This is a genomic window from Brachyspira aalborgi (assembly GCF_008016455.1).
Classification (GTDB): Bacteria; Spirochaetota; Brachyspiria; order Brachyspirales; family Brachyspiraceae; genus Brachyspira; species Brachyspira aalborgi.
Map to the genome: position 1 here is coordinate 1,661,509 of NZ_SAXU01000001.1, position 19,488 is coordinate 1,680,996.

The 19,488-nt window shown below is 28.8% G+C and carries 19 protein-coding genes; 14 read left to right on the forward strand and 5 right to left on the reverse strand.

What is annotated here, in order from left to right; translation table 11 throughout:
• The 13 genes from EPJ79_RS07485 to EPJ79_RS07545 all read left to right on the forward strand — a co-directional run bounded on the left by EPJ79_RS07485 (position 1) and on the right by EPJ79_RS07545 (position 11,641).
• The gene (locus EPJ79_RS07485) at positions 1-837 is read left to right on the forward strand and encodes a DUF2764 family protein (protein WP_147739017.1); all 837 of its coding nucleotides are present in this window, start codon (positions 1-3) and stop codon (positions 835-837) included.
• 26 nt (positions 838-863) lie between these two features.
• On the forward strand, positions 864-2,627 hold the full coding sequence (locus tag EPJ79_RS07490) for a V-type ATP synthase subunit A (RefSeq protein WP_147739018.1): 1,764 nt from the start codon (positions 864-866) through the stop codon (positions 2,625-2,627).
• Positions 2,620-3,942, forward strand: coding sequence for a V-type ATP synthase subunit B (locus EPJ79_RS07495; protein ID WP_147739019.1), 1,323 nt, complete (start codon positions 2,620-2,622; stop codon positions 3,940-3,942). Before EPJ79_RS07490 ends, EPJ79_RS07495 begins: the two co-directional genes overlap by 8 nt.
• A 27-nt stretch (positions 3,943-3,969) precedes the next feature.
• Positions 3,970-4,569 carry a V-type ATP synthase subunit D gene (locus EPJ79_RS07500; protein WP_021957692.1) on the forward strand — a complete coding sequence of 200 codons (600 nt, stop codon included), beginning with the start codon at positions 3,970-3,972 and terminating at the stop codon, positions 4,567-4,569.
• Positions 4,566-6,434, forward strand: coding sequence for a V-type ATP synthase subunit I (locus EPJ79_RS07505; RefSeq protein WP_147739020.1), 1,869 nt, complete (start codon positions 4,566-4,568; stop codon positions 6,432-6,434). The genes EPJ79_RS07500 and EPJ79_RS07505 overlap by 4 nt, the downstream gene beginning before the upstream one ends.
• Before the next feature lie 62 nt (positions 6,435-6,496).
• On the forward strand, positions 6,497-6,964 hold the full coding sequence (locus EPJ79_RS07510; protein WP_147527609.1) for an ATPase: 468 nt from the start codon (positions 6,497-6,499) through the stop codon (positions 6,962-6,964).
• 436 nt (positions 6,965-7,400) lie between these two features.
• Positions 7,401-7,751 (forward strand): NINE protein, encoded by a 351-nt coding sequence (locus EPJ79_RS07515; RefSeq protein WP_147739021.1) that lies wholly within the window; start codon positions 7,401-7,403, stop codon positions 7,749-7,751.
• A gap of 14 nt (positions 7,752-7,765) precedes the next feature.
• Complete coding sequence (locus EPJ79_RS07520; protein WP_147739022.1) at positions 7,766-8,845, forward strand: PD-(D/E)XK nuclease family protein; 1,080 nt, start codon at positions 7,766-7,768, stop codon at positions 8,843-8,845.
• A gap of 26 nt (positions 8,846-8,871) precedes the next feature.
• On the forward strand, positions 8,872-9,135 hold the full coding sequence (locus EPJ79_RS07525) for a hypothetical protein (RefSeq protein WP_147547494.1): 264 nt from the start codon (positions 8,872-8,874) through the stop codon (positions 9,133-9,135).
• Positions 9,136-9,170: 35 nt separating this feature from the next.
• Positions 9,171-10,145, forward strand: a complete 975-nt coding sequence (locus EPJ79_RS07530; RefSeq protein ID WP_147739023.1) for a hypothetical protein — start codon at positions 9,171-9,173, stop codon at positions 10,143-10,145.
• Positions 10,124-10,576 (forward strand): hypothetical protein, encoded by a 453-nt coding sequence (locus EPJ79_RS07535; protein WP_147739024.1) that lies wholly within the window; start codon positions 10,124-10,126, stop codon positions 10,574-10,576. Before EPJ79_RS07530 ends, EPJ79_RS07535 begins: the two co-directional genes overlap by 22 nt.
• Entirely contained in the window at positions 10,519-10,866 is a 348-nt protein-coding gene (locus tag EPJ79_RS07540) for a hypothetical protein (protein WP_147739025.1), read from the forward strand. The genes EPJ79_RS07535 and EPJ79_RS07540 overlap by 58 nt, the downstream gene beginning before the upstream one ends.
• Positions 10,867-11,035: 169 nt before the next feature.
• On the forward strand, positions 11,036-11,641 hold the full coding sequence (locus EPJ79_RS07545) for a hypothetical protein (RefSeq protein WP_147739026.1): 606 nt from the start codon (positions 11,036-11,038) through the stop codon (positions 11,639-11,641).
• Positions 11,642-11,694: 53 nt separating this feature from the next.
• Here EPJ79_RS07545 and EPJ79_RS07550 read toward each other — a convergent pair whose 3' ends face one another.
• Both EPJ79_RS07550 and EPJ79_RS07555 read right to left on the reverse strand, forming a co-directional pair.
• Entirely contained in the window at positions 11,695-12,570 is an 876-nt protein-coding gene (locus EPJ79_RS07550; protein ID WP_147739027.1) for an EFR1 family ferrodoxin, read from the reverse strand.
• A gap of 67 nt (positions 12,571-12,637) precedes the next feature.
• On the reverse strand, positions 12,638-14,182 hold the full coding sequence (locus tag EPJ79_RS07555) for an NAD-dependent epimerase/dehydratase family protein (protein ID WP_147739028.1): 1,545 nt from the start codon (positions 14,180-14,182) through the stop codon (positions 12,638-12,640).
• Positions 14,183-14,590: 408 nt separating this feature from the next.
• Between EPJ79_RS07555 and EPJ79_RS07560 the strand changes: the two genes are divergently transcribed.
• Positions 14,591-15,703: a tetratricopeptide repeat protein gene (locus EPJ79_RS07560; RefSeq protein ID WP_147739029.1), complete on the forward strand. Its 1,113-nt coding sequence runs from the start codon at positions 14,591-14,593 to the stop codon at positions 15,701-15,703.
• Between the two features lie 606 nt (positions 15,704-16,309).
• Here the strand turns inward: EPJ79_RS07560 and EPJ79_RS07565 are convergent.
• The 3 genes from EPJ79_RS07565 to EPJ79_RS07575 form a co-directional block, all read right to left on the reverse strand.
• On the reverse strand, positions 16,310-17,320 hold the full coding sequence (locus EPJ79_RS07565; protein WP_147739030.1) for an OmpA family protein: 1,011 nt from the start codon (positions 17,318-17,320) through the stop codon (positions 16,310-16,312).
• 21 nt (positions 17,321-17,341) lie between these two features.
• Positions 17,342-17,977: a hypothetical protein gene (locus EPJ79_RS07570; protein ID WP_147739031.1), complete on the reverse strand. Its 636-nt coding sequence runs from the start codon at positions 17,975-17,977 to the stop codon at positions 17,342-17,344.
• Between the two features lie 118 nt (positions 17,978-18,095).
• Entirely contained in the window at positions 18,096-19,427 is a 1,332-nt protein-coding gene (locus EPJ79_RS07575; RefSeq protein ID WP_147739032.1) for a DUF4026 domain-containing protein, read from the reverse strand.
• Between the last annotated feature and the right edge of the window lie 61 nt (positions 19,428-19,488).

Sequence of the window (19,488 nt, forward strand, 5' to 3'; positions counted from 1 at the left end):
ATGGGTTCATATTATTATCTTATATCTGGCTTGCCTGAAGTTAAACTTTCAGATTCAAAGGCTAAATATGATATTAATGAAATTACTCAAAATATATTGTCTAATTTGAGCGATAAAGATATAAAATTATTTAATTATTTTATCTATCAAAATGACAATAAAAATTTGGTAAACGCTATAGCTTTGTCTAAAGGATTATTTAGTCCTTATTCTGTTCATTTAGAGCCTTCGATATTTTCTAAAGAAGAAATTCAAAAGTATGCTAATCTTTCAAATTTGCCTAATTATATGGTTAAATTTTTAGAAGATAATAAAAATACCGAATGGGAAAATATAAGGCATATAGAAAATAGTCTTTTAAGTTTATATTATGAAGAAATGATACAAACAGGAAACGCTTTTATAAGAGAATATGCTTTATTCATGCGAAATTTGAAAAATATATTGGCGGCATTAAATGGAAAGGCTTTAGGATTTAGCGGAGATGAAATTTCAAAAGAATTAATAGGAGATTATCCTTTAATATCCGCGTTGACTAAATCAAGCGCTGCGGATTTTGGATTGGGTAGAGAAATTCCGTATATAAATAATATAATAGATACTTTTAATTCTTCCGATAAAGCCGACCCTTATAATTTAGAAAATGTAGAATGTTCTTTAGTTAATGGATTTTTAGATAGATTGACTTCTATAAAATCATTTACTACGGATAATCTTTTTGCTTATTATATAAATTTAACCTATGCCGTTAGTATTAACGGAAGGAATGAAGAAGAAGGTAAGAAACATTTACAGACGCTTGTAAATTCTTTAAAAAGCGAAGCGTCTGCTATGTAGTTTGTATATTTAATTAGGAGATTGAAATGACTAAAGGTAAAGTAACTGCTATAATATCAAACCTAATTTCGATAGAGGTTGACGGACCTGTTTCTCAAAATGAAATATGCTATGTGTCATGCGGCGAAGCAAGACTTATGGCGGAAGTTATTAAAATCGCTGGGACAAGCGCAAGCGCTCAGGTTTTCGAGTCGACAAGAGGCGTAAAATTAGGCAATTCCGTAGAGTTTACGGGTTCAATGCTTGAAATTGAATTAGGACCTGGACTTTTAGGTAAAAACTTTGACGGATTACAAAACGACCTTGATAAATTGCAAGGCGTATTTTTAGAAAGAGGAAAGTATAATAATCTCGCCGAAAACAAAGAAGCAAGATACGATTTTACTCCTATAGCTAAAGTTGGAGACGAAGTTCAAGCTGGAGATTGGATAGGAGCTATTAAGGAAGGATGGATTGACCATAAAATAATGGTTCCTTTTAAATTTGAAGGAAAGGGAACTGTAGAAAGTGTGGTTTCCGCTGGTTCTTACGGTTTATCCGATGTTCTTGCCGTTGTTAAATCTCATAATGGAGATAAAACGGAAGTGACTATGGTTCAAACTTGGCCCGTAAAACTTGCAATTAAATCTTTTAGAGAAAAACCAAGACCTTTCAAATTGTTAGAAACGGGAGTTAGAACGATAGACACATTTAACCCTATTACCGAAGGAGGAACGGGCTTTATTCCAGGACCTTTTGGAGCGGGAAAAACAGTTTTACAACATGCTTTGGCAACAAATGCAAACGCCGATTTGATTATAATGACGGCTTGCGGAGAGAGAGCTAATGAAGTTGTTGAAATATTTACTGAATTTCCTGAGCTTATAGACCCAAGAACGGGAAGAAGTTTGATGGAAAGAACGACAATTATTTGTAATACTTCAAATATGCCCGTTGCGGCTCGTGAGGCTTCGGTTTATGTGGGAATGACGGTTGCAGAATATTATCGCTCAATGGGGCTTAAAGTTCTTCTTCTTGCCGATTCAACTTCTCGTTGGGCGCAGGCTTTAAGAGAAATGTCAAACAGACTTGAAGAATTGCCAGGACAGGATGCATTTCCTATTGACTTGCCAGCTATTATTTCAAGTTTCTATGCAAGAGCGGGATTCGTTTATTTGAATAATGGTGAGACGGGTTCTATTACATTTATAGGAACGGTATCTCCTGCGGGCGGAAACTTAAAAGAGCCTGTAACAGAATCTACCAGAAAAGCTGCAAGATGTTTCTATGCCTTATCTCAAAAAAGAGCGGATAGTAAGAGATATCCAGCCGTTGACCCTTTGGATTCTTATTCTAAATATATAGAATATCCAGAATTCGTGGAATTTGCAGACAGCAATATAGAAAAAGGTTGGTCTGATAAAGTTATTAAAGCAAAAGATATAGCAAGAAAAGGACAGGAAGCAAGCGACCAAATAAGCATTCTTGGAGACGATGCAGTTCCTTTGGAATATCATCAAAGATTATGGAAAGCGGAGCTAATAGACTTCGTTATCTTACAGCAGGACGCTTTTGATAAAGTCGATAAAAACTGCCCTATAGATAGACAAAAAGAATTATTAAATCAAGTAATGAAAGTGGTTGAAGCCGATTATAGATTTGACGATTATAGCGAAGTAGGAACTTATTTTAGAAGACTTATTAACGCTTTTAAACAAATGAATTATTCGGTTTATCAATCAGACGAACATAAAAAATATACGGCTGAAATGGAATCAATATTTGCCGAAAGGAGTATAGCTCATGCCTAAAGCGTTTCAAAAAGTTTATACAAAATTAGTTCAAATTACAAAAGCAACCGTAGCTTTAAGAGCCGAAAATGTTGGAAACGATGAAATGGCTTTAGTAGACGGACGCCCAGCTCAGGTTGTAAAAATGATAGGAGATATAGTGACTCTTCAAGTCTTTCAAGGAACTGAAGGAATTCCTACAAATGCGGAAGTTGTCTTTTTAGGAAGACCTCCAAGACTTAAAGTTAGCGAACTTCTTGCAGGAAGATTCTTCAACGCTTACGGAGAGCCAATAGACGGAGGAGCGGAAATTGAAGGTAAAGAAGTCGATATAGGCGGACCTTCGGTTAATCCTGTTAGAAGAAAACAGCCTTCGGAACTTATAGCCACAGGTATTGCAGGAATAGACTTAAATAATACTTTGGTTACAGGACAAAAAATTCCGTTTTTTGCAGACCCAGACCAACCTTATAACGCCGTTTTGGCTCAAGTTGCAATTAGAGCGGAAGCGGATAAAATTATTTTGGGCGGTATGGGACTTTCAAATGACGATTATTTATCATTTAAAAATACATTTACCGAAGCGGGCGCTTTAGATAAAATTATATGTTTTGTAAATACAACGGACGACCCTGCGGTTGAGAGACTTTTAATACCCGATATGGCTTGCACGGCTGCAGAATATTTCGCTGTAGAACATAAAGAAAAAGTTTTAGTTTTGCTTACCGACATGACTCTTTATGCGGATGCTTTGGCTATAGTTTCAAATAAGATGGACCAAATTCCTTCAAAAGACTCTATGCCTGGCTCTTTATATTCCGACCTTGCTAAAATATACGAAAAAGCGGCGCAATTTCCTGATGGCGGTTCAATAACGATTATTGCCGTTACTACTTTGAATGAGGGAGATATTACTCATGCAGTTCCCGATAATACGGGATATATTACGGAAGGGCAATTATATTTAAGAAGAGATTCCGATATTGGTAAAACAATTATCGACCCATTTAGAAGTCTTTCGCGTTTAAAACAGTTGGTTATAGGAAAGAAAACGAGAGAAGACCATCCAACCGTTATGAATACTTTAGTTCGTCTTTACTCGGATGCGGCTAATGCAAAAATGAAAAAAGAAAACGGTTTTGATTTAACGGAATATGACGAAAGATGTTTAAAATTCTCAAACGAATATTCTGAAAGATTGCTTGCCATAGATATTAATATTAAAATAGACGAGATGCTTGAAACAGGTTGGGAGCTTATGTCTAAATATTTCAGTAAAGCGGAAGTTGGAGTTAAAGACTCTTTGGTTGAAAAATACGGAAAATGGGCAAGTTAATTTTGTATATTGTAAAAGGTAAATAAAATGGCATTAAAATTTCAATATAATAAAACGGCTTTGCAAAATCTTAGAAGACAACTTTCAATAAGAGAAAAAGCTTTGCCTACTTTAAAAAGTAAAGAAGCCGCTCTTCGTCTTGAGGTTAGAAAAATAACGGCTGAAATTGATTTGCTTAAAGAAGAATATGAGATGATAGTTAAAGAAAATCAAAATTATAACGGTTTTTGGACGGAATTTCCTAAAATTGTAAAGATTAGAAATATCATATCCGAGCAGAAAAATATTGCGGGAGTTAGAGTGGCTATCTTAAATAAAATTGATTTTGCATTAGAACAGATTAGTCTTTTTAATATGCCTTCTTGGATAAGATTAGCGATTAGCATGTTTGAAAGATTAATGACTATTCAGATAAGAATTGAAATGACAGAAGCAAGATTAAACGCTTTGGCTTATGCAAGAAAGAAAACCACTCAAAAAGTTAATCTTTATGAGAAAGTTCAAATTCCCGAATACAGAATGGCTATAATAAAGATTAAAAGATATATGGAAGACGAGGATAATTTAAGCAAATCTTCGCAAAAGATAGTAAAAGAAAGAAACAGAGCAAAGGAGGCGTCTTTATGATTAGAAAGATGAAAAAACTCTCTCTCTTTGTTTTTCACGAAGATAAAGAAAAAACTTTAAAAGATTTGGCTTCATTAGGATTGGTTCATATAGAAATTGCAAATGGAGTTTCAAGCGATAATATAGAAAATATTGTATCTAAAAAGAACGAAGCGATTAGAGCTAAATCTATAATTAATTTGGCTTTATCGGAAGCTAAAAAACTAAAAAAAGACACTTCAAATTTGAAAGCGGAAAATACTTCAAAAAAAGCTTTAGAAGTTATAGAAAATATTTTATCAATATCTCAAGCTACCGATAAATTAAAAACCGAAAGAGAAATTTTGAAAAAAGAACTTTCAATAATAGCTCCTTTCGGCAATTTTAGTTTTAATAAAATTAAAGAATTGCAAGAGAAAACGGAATACAATATATTATTTTATTCTTCTACGATTAGAGAATTTAACGATTATGATTTTTCTTCATTAAAAGATATATTCGCTTATCCTATTAAAGAAGAAAGCGGAAAAGTTTATTTTATCGTATTTAAGAAAAAGAATACGGAAGAAAATTTAACTTTTGATATTGTTAATATGCCTTCAAAATCTTATGACGATATAATTAAAGAGATTTCAAAAATAGAAAGCGAAATTGAAAATAACGATAATGAGATAATAAAGAGTCAAGTTTACATAAACGCTATAGACAAAGAAATTGATAATTTGAATATATATAATCATTTTGAAGAAGCTAAAGAAAGTTTTATAGCAAGCGAATCTACCGAAGGAAAAATACTTTATGTTGAAGCTTATATTCCTAAAGATAAAGAAGTTGAAACAAAATTATTTTTAGACGAGAAAAAAATCGCTTATATACTTGAAGAGCCTTCAAAATCTGATAATGTTCCCGTTGAGCTTAAGAATAATAAATATTCGAGCGCTTACGAACTTATCACAAAATTATTCCAATTGCCAAATTATTTTGAGATAGATTTGACTCCTATGATAGCGGTTTTTTATCCTTTATTCTTTTCTTTCTGTTTCGGAGATTCGGGATACGGATTGGTTTTAACTATAATGTCTATTATAGGTTTATTTAGCGTTTTGAAAGGAAAAATGAGAGGAGTTGGAATACTTGCTTTAACTTTGGGAATTTGCACAATTATAATGGGCATTATTAACGGCGGAAGCGTATTTGGAGTGACAATCGCTTCAAAAACGGATATACCTTTATTTGCCACTTTAAATAAATATTTGCTAATTACAGACACAAAAGAGAATTGGTTTTTAACTCCGTTTAATACCGCTCTTTTAGTTGGAGTTTTGCATATATTCTTCGCTTTGATTGTCGGAGTTATAGATAGAATTAAAACAAGCGATATTGGAGATATATTAGCGGCTATAGGAAAACTTTTATTAATTCCTGGACTTGTTTTATGGTTTTTAGGCGATATGCAAAATATGGAAGTTATAAAACAGTTCGATAAAATATATTATGTTCTCATGCTTGTCGGCGTAATTCTTCTTTCAATATTGTCGAATATAGGCAAAAAGCCCGATATATTGAATTCTATACTCGGCATTTACTTTGCGGCTACGGGCATAATGGGCGATACTTTATCGTATATTCGTTTATTCGCTTTGGGAGCTTCGGGTTCAATACTCGCTTTGGTTATAAATCAAATTGGGACAAGCTTTAAGGCGATACCTGGAGTTGGCATAGTTATTATGGTTGCATTTTTAGTCTTAGGACATGTCGCCATATTTGCTTTGAATATACTCGGAGCTATGGTGCATCCTTTGAGGCTTACATTTGTTGAGTTTTACAATAATGTAGGTTTTGAAGGAGGCGGAAAAGAATATAAACCTTTAAAAAAGGTTGCTTAAAATAGTTTGAAAAAATATTTAATATAGAAAATTATAATTAATCTAAAAAAGGAGATTTTATTATGGGTTTTACAATGAACACAGCGCTTTTATTGGGATATATAGGAGCGGGATTAATGGTAGGTTTGTCTGGAGTAGGAAGCGCGGTAGGAACTTCTATTTCAGCTATGACAACTGTAGGAGCGTTAAAGAAAAATAAAGACGCTTTTGGTAGTTGTCTAGTATTGAGCGCTCTTCCAGGAACGCAAGGGCTTTACGGTTTTGCGGCATTCTTCATTATGCAGCCTTACTTAACCGCCGATATTACAATATTTCAAGGCGCCGCCATATTGGGAGCGGGCATTGCGGTAGGTTTGGCTTGTTTAGTTTCCGCAATATATCAAGGTAAAGTTTGCGCTAACGGAGTTGAAGCTATAGGCAATGGTTATGATGTATTCGGTAATACTATAATAGTAGCCGTATTCCCAGAACTTTACGCCATCGTTTCTTTCGCTACGGCGTTCTTAATCAGCGGAGTTTTAGGTTCTTAAAAGAAAGATAAAACAAACTTATAAACGCTAACTAATCCGTAGGAGTTTTTAATCTCTTACGGATTTTTTATAATTTTTCGCTTAAAAAAATTTTAATTTAATGCTTGACATTTATTTTTAAAAATGTTATAATTTCAATCATGAAAGTAAATGGTGATAATATAAACAATAAATTCTGCAGCAGCTCAGCTCAGCTCAGCTCAGTATCACTTTAAACTTTTTTCAAGTTTATGTTTACTTATTAATTATAAAAACTATTATATTTATTTTGAGTTCATATTTAATAAAATCGTTTATTCAATTAAATGTTTTTATTCACATTTTTATATACAAAATATTTTTGGGAAAAATAAAAACAAGTATCACTGTATAATACTAGTTATATGTTATAATATAATTAAAAATAAATATTTAGCCGAAAGACGAAGGAGAAAAAATGGAACAAAACAATGTTCAAGAACAAATTATTAAGAATAACGACAGTTCGGAAAAAAGCTGGATTGCATGCTTGTTGTTATGCATATTTTTAGGAGAGATTTACGGGCATAAATTTTATGTCGGCAGAGTAAAAGAGGCTTTGATTATGTGGGCGGTTCTTATAGTCTCTATTATCTTGGCTTTCGTTGGCATGGGAACGGCGGTATTATCTTCCGCTTTGCTTGGATTTTTAGTTACGGGTTTGGGAATTGTAGGAATAAGTGCATATTGTCTCATAATAATTATAGATTTATTTGTTATACTCGTAGGAAAATTCAAAGACGCCGAAGGAAAATTTGTGACTAAATAATAAAGGATATAATTATGGATAAAAAATTAGATAAATTTCTTTCGGAATATTCAAATATTGAATTTTCTAAAGTAAATAAAAATATTTTTGAAATATCGGGTTTTCCACATTACGAAACGGTTTTTAATAATGTTTTAGCTTTCTTTTTAGATAGTTCGGAAAGTCATAATTTTAAAAATATAGTTTATAAAAGTTTATTGGAATTGCTTAAATCTAAATCCGATAAAATAGATTTATACGATGAAGAAACTTGGGAAGTAAACAGAGAAGAAAGCACGGACAATGGAAAACTTATAGATATTTTAATAAAAAGTGAAAATTACATTATAGGAATTGAAACTAAAATAAACGCTTCGCTCACTAACGATATAGACGATTATTATAATCATATAGAAAAAATAAAAGAAAACGGACAGAAACCTATTTTTGTAATTTTAAGCAAAAAATCTATTGATGAAAATAGAAAAAATATTTTTAATATTACTCATAAAGAATTAAAATCTATATTGGAAAAGAATATAAATCTTAATGATAATAATAAATACGCTTATTTGTTAAAAGATTTTTTAGAGAATATGAATAATTTTTACGGAGGTTCGACAATGAACAAAGAATTTATAGAGCTTTTAAAAGACGAGGAAAAAGCGGAAAAAATAAAAGACATATATTTTAATGTATATGAAGTCAGAAAAGAATTAGAAAGGAATGCAAGAGAATTGAAAAACGAATTAAATGCAAATCCTAAAATTTTTAAATCTTCAAGAATAATTAAGCCTAATTGGACTATAAATATATGTATTGAATTATCTAAATATTTTTATAATGAATGTGAATTTGTTATAGAAATTTATATTGGGGTTAATGATAGTTATGAAGTATTTATATATTTTAGGAAAAATAGCAAAGTTTTAAAATTTGATGAAAAATTAGATAAATTCATGAAAGATATAACGGCTAATTTTTATAAAAATTTTGAATTAAGTAAAGGCGAATACGATGAATTGATGGCAAATTTGAATAAAGAAAAATTATTTGAATTAGTAAAATGCATAGAGGAAAATTGCTCTAAATTAAAATCAAAAAATAATATTTAATTAATTTAAAACAAGGAGAAAATAAAATGAAATTTGATTTGGAAACATTAAAAACTTGGATTAAAGAGAATAAGAAAATTGATGTAATATTTTTCGCTCTTTTAATTTTGCTTATATTACAAGGAATATACTTATTCTTTAATTCTAATCCCGAGACGATTGTGTCGAAGCTTTGGGAAGGAAACACTCTCGTTTTTACCATACTTAAAACTTTTATATTAAACGGTTTTTTATTGGTAGGAATATTTATGGTAAGAGTATATTTATTCATAATAAAAAAAGACAAATAATTTTAATTAAATTTTTATACATAGGAGAAAATAAAATGAAAACAACAATTAAAATTTTACTAACTTTAACTACTATCTCTATGATAGGAATTTACGCTTGCGATGGAGGAGAACTTTCTTCAAAATTGGATGGAAAAGTTTATACAAATTATATTGATGATGTATTAGTTTCGATTACTTTTTCTTCCAATAAATTAAAGATATCTGGCGATGGGTTGGTAGCTTTTGCTGGTTTATTGGTAGATTATACATTATTAAAAAATGTGGGTAAAAATAAATCAATTTACCATGTCACGGTGTTTGGTATGGGAGGTACATTAGGCATTGAACTAAAAGGAGATAGATTATATACATATGAAGGTCATTGGAAGTCCGCAGACGATGTAAAATTTACACCCGAATATATTAACACTAATTATTTTAAGTTTTCGCATAATTTAAGGGAAGTAAATAAAGGAGTAGAAATGAAAAGATTAATCTTAATATTTATTTTTGTTTCGGGTATAAATCTATTCGCACAGGCAAATTTTAGTTTATATATATATAAGGGAAAAGCTAATTATTTAAAAGGATATAATCAATATTTGCCTTCTGTTTATTATATTTTTAATTATATATTAAATATAAATAATTATTTAATTGAAAAAGAATATATTTATAATTATACGAATAAAAAAATGTATTTGCTTAAAGATTATTATAGTTATTATTATGGTTCTTTATATAATCCGAAAAGAGATTTAGTATTAAAATATTATGATTTAAATGGAAAACAGAGAACCAATGATTATGAATTTACTATAAGAACGGTTAAAGGCACTAATAGATATGGAGATGAAATAATCGAAGATAATTATTATGATTACACTAGTAAGGACATTAATAATGATTATTTAAAAATATTTAGTTCTTGGAGCATTCAATCATATGAAAATAGCTTAAAACTGCCAAATGTTATAAACCCTAAAAATATTGGGTTATATGATATATGGGGCGGTTATTGGCATTAGGTTCTGAATATCAAATTGATGATGATGATTCCAGAGAATATAATGGTTATGATTATTCAGGTAAAGATTATATATTTGGAACAAACATATATGATTATAATAGATATACTAATTATTATATTATAGATTTAGAAACTAAATCAAAAATAAATTATAAAAATGTTATCAACAAAGAAGAATACGAGAAAAGATTGAAAGAATATGAAAATAAATTAAAAGAAAGAGAAGAAAAAGTAGCGGAACTTGAAGCCGAAATATCTAAAAATATGGATAGTCTTGAAAGTTTAAGGAAGTATAAAGATTATTTTATTAGAGAAAAAACGGCGTTTTATATGGCGCATTGCATTATAGAAGCAAAGAAGAAGCGGAAGCTATGGCTGAAAAAGTTTGGAAGAATAGTGGCGATACGGCTCGTCAGTATAGCGAATTAAATGGGCTTGAGTATAAATTGGAAAAGAATAAAAAAGAGATAGAAGAACTTAAAAATGAATTGGAAGAGCTAAAAAATATAAAAAAAGATATGGAAAAAAATGAGTATATAAAATACTTCAGGGAAAAATTTCCAGAATTAGAAAATGATTTTTACTATTTAGGAGAAAATTCTATAACTACAAATAGTATTAATTTTATACCTTTCAAATATTTAAAACCTTATTTTGAAGAGAGTGTTAAAACTAAAGAACAGTTTTATAAATTGATTAATTTTGAAAATGAAAAATAAAATTTTGATTAATTAAATAAAAAAATACAGATATAAAACCTCGTCTTTTTTTAAATATAATTTTGATATAGTAAAAAATAAATTTAAATCTATTGTATTTTATAAAATATTTGATATTATTATATATAATAATTTTTATACGAAATATATTAAAACAAAGGAGTAATTAATGAAGTATTTTGTATTTAAACATAAATTAGATAATTTTGAATCAGAAATTGAACCTTATGAATTCTTGAAAATATTAGAAAAAGGAAAATATGTAATATCTCATTACGAATATGGGTATCATGATAGTAATAAGGTTAGCAATAATTGGAATATTCTTGGAAAAATGGAAAAAGGAGATGTAATTATTTTAGCAATAGAAAAATGGGGAAAAAATAAATTTTATGGATTTGGATATATAAAACAGCCAAGAAAATTTAAAGATATACCCAATAAGAAATTAGATTTTGATAAAATTTTTAAAAATGAATATAGTGGAGAATGTAAAGAATATAAAAATAAATATATTAAAGGCAAATACAAAGGCATAGTATATTTTAAAGATAAATGTTTTTACACAAATTTATATGATAAAGAATTTAAATATGGACCTCAAAGAGTGGATGTTGATTATTATAAAATAATATCAAATGGAATAAAATATAAAGTAGAAAGAGAATATAGGATAGATAAGAATGTCTATTTAACGGCTTTTGAAATAAAAAAGAATAAAGCTTTAAAGATAGTAAGGGACTTACTAAATGATAAGAATTTTGAATTCAGTTAATAATCTTACAAAAAATTAATTAAAAATATTCTATTAAACCTTATAACAACTTCTTAATTTGAAAACTCGTTTATCTTATTATTCGCCCTTTCAAAATATCTTTCATAAGCTTTCTTGCAATAATTTTCATGTTTGCTTTTTAATCCTACGGGAGGATTTTCAAATTTATAAGGACCGTTTACTTTCCAACCCGTGAGTATTCCGATATTAATCGCATCAACGGGACATCTAAAAGCGCAACTTGAACACATAACGCATTTATTTTTGAATTTTATATTATTATTTTCATCGTTATAAATATTATTTACGGGACATTTTTTAACGCATAAATTACAATGAGTGCATATATTTTTTACTTTAAATAATCTTCCGTTTATTTTCATCGCGGGATGCTCGATTCTAAATATAAAAGCTATTAATCTGCCGAAAGGAAATTTTTTTAATAAATACTTTTTTCCTTGCAAAATTTCTTTAACTTCTATCGAACATAAAGATTTTGCCGTTTTCCACATTTTTGAAGCAGTTTCATCCGTATGTCTAAATATCATATTATAAGGCATAATATAATGATATTCGTTTGTTAAAATATAACCTTTTGGTTTTAATCTCGCAATTAAAGGTTCTGAAGAAATATTATTTATAGTCAAAGGCTCGCCCGAAGTTTTTATTATAAATATATTTTTATTTTTAGTTTTTGGAAATAATTTTATAATATCAAAAATCGGATATGGAGCGTTAAATCCATGAATCGGATAAGCGATTCCCACATAATCATAATTTTGAGGATTTGGCATATTTTCAAAATTATCGCCTACTTTATAAAGCAGAGTTTCAATTTTATTTTCTTCAAAATTTTTCTTATATTCTCTCGCAACTTTTTCCGTATTGCCCGTTCCTGAAAACCAATATATAACCGCTTTTTTATTCATTTAATTAAACCTTTATTTTTTAAATTTAATAATTTTTAAAATTTTTTCATTATTAAAATTTCTTTCGTTAAAATTTCTTATGGCAAGCCTTAAAATCTTTATCGAAATAATAAATCATATTTTCGTTTTTATCATGCGAATTATAATAAACTTGAGCGTAAAAAGGACTTTTCTTTGCAAGTTTGTCGAAACTCCAAGTATGATTTTCAAAACATTCTTCGCACCAATGCCCCGCTTTTATTATCGTTGTAGGTTTCGCTTCAAATTTATGTCCTTCTGAACATTCCCATAATAATTTTGTTTCTAAATTTTCCATTTTTTCGCTTAAAAGTTTTCCGCCTCTAAACTCCGCCGCTTCTTTCAAATCTTCAATATTTATTTCATTATCTTTTTTATTTTCATTATAACCATGATTTAAAAGTTTAGCGTTATTTATATTTTTAATCTCTTCGTAATTTATATAATTTCCTTCAAAGTCTTTATTTTCTTTAAGCAAATTAAAATCGCTCCATTTTTTCGGCATATTCTCATAATTTTTCACGCTTCCAAATGCAGATACAATTTTTCCAAATTCTTTATTTTTATACCAATAACGAGGAGAATTTGAATCAAGTAAAAGCCTTTCAATTGAAAAAATTTTTATCAATTTTGAAGGAACTATTTTTGCAAGCGAATAATACCAATGCTTTTTTGCAATCTCTTTCCAATAATCGTTTATAGAATCTCTTTGATAATGAAATAATTTTTCTAATTTGTCGCCGTCATAATACCAAACGCCATGAAAATTGCGAGTTGCATTCCAATTTGGCTGCATATATTTTTTAGCGTTTCCGCCGATTAACTTAAAACCTTCGTTAAAAATATCGTATCCTATCATTCTATTTTCCGCTTTGCTTCCCAAATTAAAGACTCCACGCCAAAAATAATTGTCAAGTTTATTTTTTAAATCTTCTTCGATTATTCTTTTCATTAAATATCCGCTATCTCTTGCGGTAATCCATTCTAAAGGAGCGTTATAACAAGTATGAAACATTAAACCATCGCTCATATTGTCGGTTAGCATTCTATTATGAAGCATCGCCGTTTGTCTTATTATCGCTCTATTTTTAAGAGAAGATTCTAAAATATATCTTTCTGCTTTAAGTTTATAATAAGAATAGAGGTCGTAATTACTTATTATTAAAGGGTCGCCTACTCTCGCCCAAGGATTTTTTTCGTTTCTATTTCCGTATAAACCGACAGTAGATATATGAATTAATTTTTTATTTTCGTCAATTTCTAAAATTGTATCGACTATATTTTTTGTTCCCAAATAATTTGATTTATAATTTAACTCTAAAAATTTATCGGATTTCGGAGGAATAATCGCTGCAAGATTAAAAATATAATCGGCGTCTTTAATCAATTTTTCGCAGTCTTCTTTATTTTCAATATTTCCAATGATTATTTCAATTTTATTTTTGTATTTGCTTTTTAATTTTGTAGCTTTTTTAACGCTTTCTTTTCGTATCAAAACTTTTATAATTTCTATTTCGTCAATTTCAGATAACTGCCTTAAGGTTTCAACGCCCATATTTCCCGTTGAACCCGTTAATGCTATTTTATATTTCATTCTAATTTCCACACTTGTTTAATTTAAAAAATTGTATAATATAATTTTATTTTTATCAATTTTAAGTTTTATTCCTTTCTAAAAATTCCATAATAAGTTGTCTATTAATGCCTTAAGAAGTATTAAATATATATAATTGAAAAAGTTTAAAATAATATTGTATTGTATTGTATTGTATTGTATTGTATTGTTGCAGAAGCTCAATAAAGTTTTAATTAAAATGTTTTCAAACATATTTTTTAATTATAGATTATTTAATAAAAAAAGTCAAGTTTATTTTTTGTAAATATTAACTAATAAAAGTTAATTTAATATAAGTGAAATTGACTTCAAAAAATCTCTAATAAAAGTTATCATAATACCGATAATTATGTTAACAATTATATAAAATATTAGGACTATTTTATAATGAAGAATAATATATCTTCCAACGCTTATAAATTAATTAAAAGAAAAAAATACAAAAAAGCGAAGAATTATCTTTTAAATAATACTAGCAAATTAAATCATAATGCAGAAGCTTTATCGATGCTTGCTTTTGCAAATATTTTTTTAAAAGATTTTTCGGCGGCGGAAGAAGTATCGAGAAAGGCTTTGAGAGAAGATAGTTTTTGCATTAACGCCACTTTAGCAAAAGGATATATTAGTTTATACAACGGACATAGAGAAAACGCTTTAAGAGAATATTTTAGAATATTAGATTTATCGCCCGACAATAAAATCGCTTCCGACAATATAGAGAGAATAAGATTTTTAACTAACAACGCCAAAGGAAACGAAATTAAACCTCGTCCTTATTTATTAGGAAAAAAAGAATTTTCGATTTTAAAATTTTTAATTATAATTCCAATAGTTTTTATTTTATCTTTAGGTTCTTATTTGATTATAGATAGAGTTTATCCTATGATTAAATATGTTTTACTTGATAGAGAACAAAAAGAATTGAGAGAAAAACTTGAAAATGTTTATTTGTTTGAAGGATTGGAAGAAGGAAAAATTCCCGAAAGCGCAAAAAGTCCGACATATTCGCCAAGAGAAGTTGCCGAAATGTTTGATAAGGCAAAGAAAAATATGAGAAGCGCATCTGTAAACGAAGCGGTTATGATAATAAACGGAGCTTTAGAAAGCGATATAAACGATTATTTAAAAGAAAGATTTAGAGTTTTAAAAAATTTTGTTATAGCTCCCGATTATAATATTTTTAAAGAAAGCCCTGATTATTTAACCGTAGTTAAAAATTATAATTTATACGAAGGCGGATTTATAAAATGGAAAGCGGATGTAAGCGGAATTTCAAAAACCAATATAGACGGCGTTCCAAAAAATAAGGCGAGACTTTTAATTTACGATAACAATGTAAAAGAAATAGTTGGAGTTGCCGATTTAATATACAGCCAAAATATTTCGCTTGAAACTAAAAGCCATATAGAAGTTTACGCTAAAATTTTAGGCTATGATAATTTGAGCAGAGCGGTTTTATTGGACACGCAGATAATTAAGCATTTGCCTAATAAAAAATAATTATTTAAATTAATTTTCAATTACAGTTAAATATATTTTCGCAACTTGATTTTGTATATTCTTAAATCCTTAATATAAGTATTATTTTATGCATAATCGCCGAAATCATATCTTAAAGAATAAAATTTTATATTAATGTTTTGCCATACAATGCAGTTATCAAGTATTATTTTACAATCAAATTATATAATTAATTATATTTTTTTAAATATTTTTGTATATGCAAACTTATATTCGTTTTAAAGTTTAAAAAGCTCAACAATAGCGCTTTAAAAAGCAAAATGTTATCGTTCATTTCATATAATTTAATCTTTATTTCCATTCTTTTGTAATAAACGTATTATAATTTCTTATTTTACGCTAAATAAAACTTATATATTTTGAGTAGACTATAATTTATGATATAATTAATTATAGTATAACCTATATAATTTATTTTTTCAAGCCTTGAATTATTACGAATATAAATAATTATTTTGTTTTTAAATTTTATAAGCATAAAATTATATATACGCATTTTAACAATGCATATATATAATTTTCTAAACTACGAATTTTTGAAAAGAAATTAAATTTTACTTATAACTTAATTAATAACCGTAAAGATTATTCGACTTTTTCTTTATAATTAGCCAAATCTTCATCGTCTCTTATTATTATAAACTCTACTCTTCTATTGAGTCTATTAAGGTTATATTCTAAATATCTAAAATCTACTCCGCTTGAAATTAATCTATCTTTTTTAATTCCAGCTCTTGTAAGTTTTGTAATGACGGCTCTCGACCTTCTTGAAGAAAGTCCTTTATTAAACTTTTTTGGTCCTACTCTGTCCGTATGTCCTTCGACAACCATTCTTACATTAGTATTTTCTTTTAGATAATCGGCTACATATTTTATACTTTCATTATAATCGGAAGTTACATTATATTTTTCAAAAGCAAATCTTATAGGCTTTTCTAAAATAAGCATCTCTCCTCTTCCATCTGTTACTCTAGTTTGATAACCGTTATAAGTATTGGTTGTATAATAGGTTATATCATTTCTTTTACTAGAATCGACTTTTTCTTGCTGTTTTTTACTAGTATCCGCTTTTGCAGTCGCAGTTGTAGTTTTAGTCTTATCTTCCGTTTTGCTAGTGTCAGCTTTGGCGGTTGCAGTTTTCTTTTTATCTTCTTTAGTATCCGTTTTAGTAGTTTTTTTAGCTGTAGTCTTATCTTCTTTTTTACTAGAATCAACTTTTTCTTGTTGTTTTTTACTAGTATCCGCTTTTGCAGTCGCAGTTTTTGTTTTATCTTCCGTTTTGCTAGTGTCGGCTTTGGCGGTTGCAGTTTTTGTTTTATCTTCTTTAGCATCTGTTTTAGTAGTTTTTGTGGCTGTAGTCTTATCTTCTTTTTTACTAGTATCCGCTTTAGCCTTTTCTTTTTTACTAGCTTTAGTATTATCTACAGGTTTATCGTATTCTTTACCAGAATCTGCTCTAGGAATATATATAGGTCCTTCTACCTTATGCGATAGGTAAAGTAATACTGTAGAATTGCGGGCATCGGGCGTAGAAGAACAACCATAAAATACAAACGACAATATGATTATAATTATAATAAAAACTTTTTTTAACATAACTCAACCTCCGATATCAATTTAAGGTTTTGTAAATCTAAAAGATAATAGCACTTCATTAGCCATTCTAAATCCAGGTCCTAATATCGCCCTATATCCTAAATCTAATGTAAGCCAGCTATAAACATGCCATGCAAATCCTAATCCTGCTCCAAATAAAATAGTAGTTCTTGAAACTCCGACATTAGTTTGTATAAGTCCCATATCGCCTTTATCTGTAACATTATATCCTATTTTAGCTCCAAGATGCAAGCCAAGATATATAGACATAAAAGGTCTTTTTGTAGTATAAATATTCTTTGTGCTTAAAGTGTCTAATTCGCTCGCTCTTACATAAAATAAATTTAAATCATAATAAGCGCCAAACATAACCGAATGAATTGTAACATCCGCATTTGTCGCAAGTGCTCTTCCCATATATTCAAACTCTACTCTAAGCGGTATAGGATAAGTTTTCAATCTAAAAAGGTCGAAACCCGCAGCCACTCCAGCTCCAGCATAATGATGCCATATTTTTCCAACAGGATTTTCAGGATAATAACTTATTTTAGGCGCTAAATACATACCTTCAAAATCAAATGCATAACCTTTATTGCCTTGATAAAGTGTAGATATAGCGATAAAAATAAATGCTATAATCAAAGTCATTCGTTTCATAAATATACTCCTTCTTATTATATTATCGATACTGATATCCGTCATTTTTATTATAACATTAATAAAAATACTATTCAATATACAATGTTGACTTTTTACATAAAAAATTATCGGTATTTTATAAAAAAAGTAAATAAATATTTTTTGGATTAAATATCGCTTCTTCCGTATATATTTGCCAATCGGTGAGATTTTCAATATTATGAAGTCCCCTCTCTCCTTCATGCATTCCTAAATTTTTATAAGGCTCGTTTAATAGAGTAGCGTCAAAAAAACCGTCTTCATTGAAACTGTGAACTTCAAACCATAAATGTTCTAAATCTTTATTTGAATTATTTTCTCCGTATCCCATTTTTACAAGAAAAGAAATTTTATCATCGCCTTTATTTTTATTTAATAAGTTAATAAAATATTCAATTTTTTCAAAAGCCGCTTGTTTCATTATTTCCGTTTCAAAACTGCTCAACATAAATACGGGATTATCGGAAAGTTCTTTTTTAAAATAATCAAGAGTTTTATAATTTCCGTTTTTATCTACCGCAACCAAAGCGCCCGAAGGATTATTATGAATGTTATCTTCTCTATCTTTAAAACTTCCCGAAAAATCTTTATCTATATTTAATTCTTTCAAAGCCATATCCCAAGGCAACCAACAAACATTAACTTTATAAGCGGGATTAAATACAAAACCTGATTTTGGAACTCCATTTTGTATAAAGAGCCTAGCGCAAGCGCTTAATAATTCTCCATAAGCCGCGTTTGAATCTTCAACTCCTATTATTTCAAGCTCAATGCATCCTACTCTATAAAGTCCATGCGTATGAAACCAATATTCGATTTTTTCGGGATTTTTATCATCGTCATATATAGCATGAATCGTATAAAGATAATCTAAAGAAGGCGGAAGCGAAAAAGTTGAAGTATATTTTAACCATTCTCCCGAGCGCGCTGTAAAACTTGATATATCTAAAAAAATTGAAGTTTCGGCTGCGATATTATTTAATAATTTTAATTGTCTTTGATAATCGGTTAAAGGAAAATTATTAAATACTGTCGATATATGAATTGCATATTTGCATTTTGTCGCTTCTATATAATCGCTTTCGCGAACGGTATTAACCGAAAATATTTCAGGCAAATTTTCAGTGAGGCTTGAAGCTTCCACTAAAGCGATATAAAAATTGAGTTCGTCATTATTTTTAGAATTATCGTATTCGTCTTTGGCGTTTTCGGTTTCCATAACCATTGGCAAATATTGTAATTTTAAAGAAACTTCCCATTTTGATTTTTCTCTTATATATTTATTTTTTTCAATTTCTTTAAACTCTAAAATTATAAACTCGTCAGATTCGTTTAATATTTCTTTTAATTCCTCTATACTCATATTATGGTCGTATTCTTTTGAAAATACCGCAGCCATAGAGGATTCCATTTTTAAATTATCATTCATTATTTATCCATTCGATTTTTATTATTTATTATTCTAATGATTTATTTTAACATAATTAAAA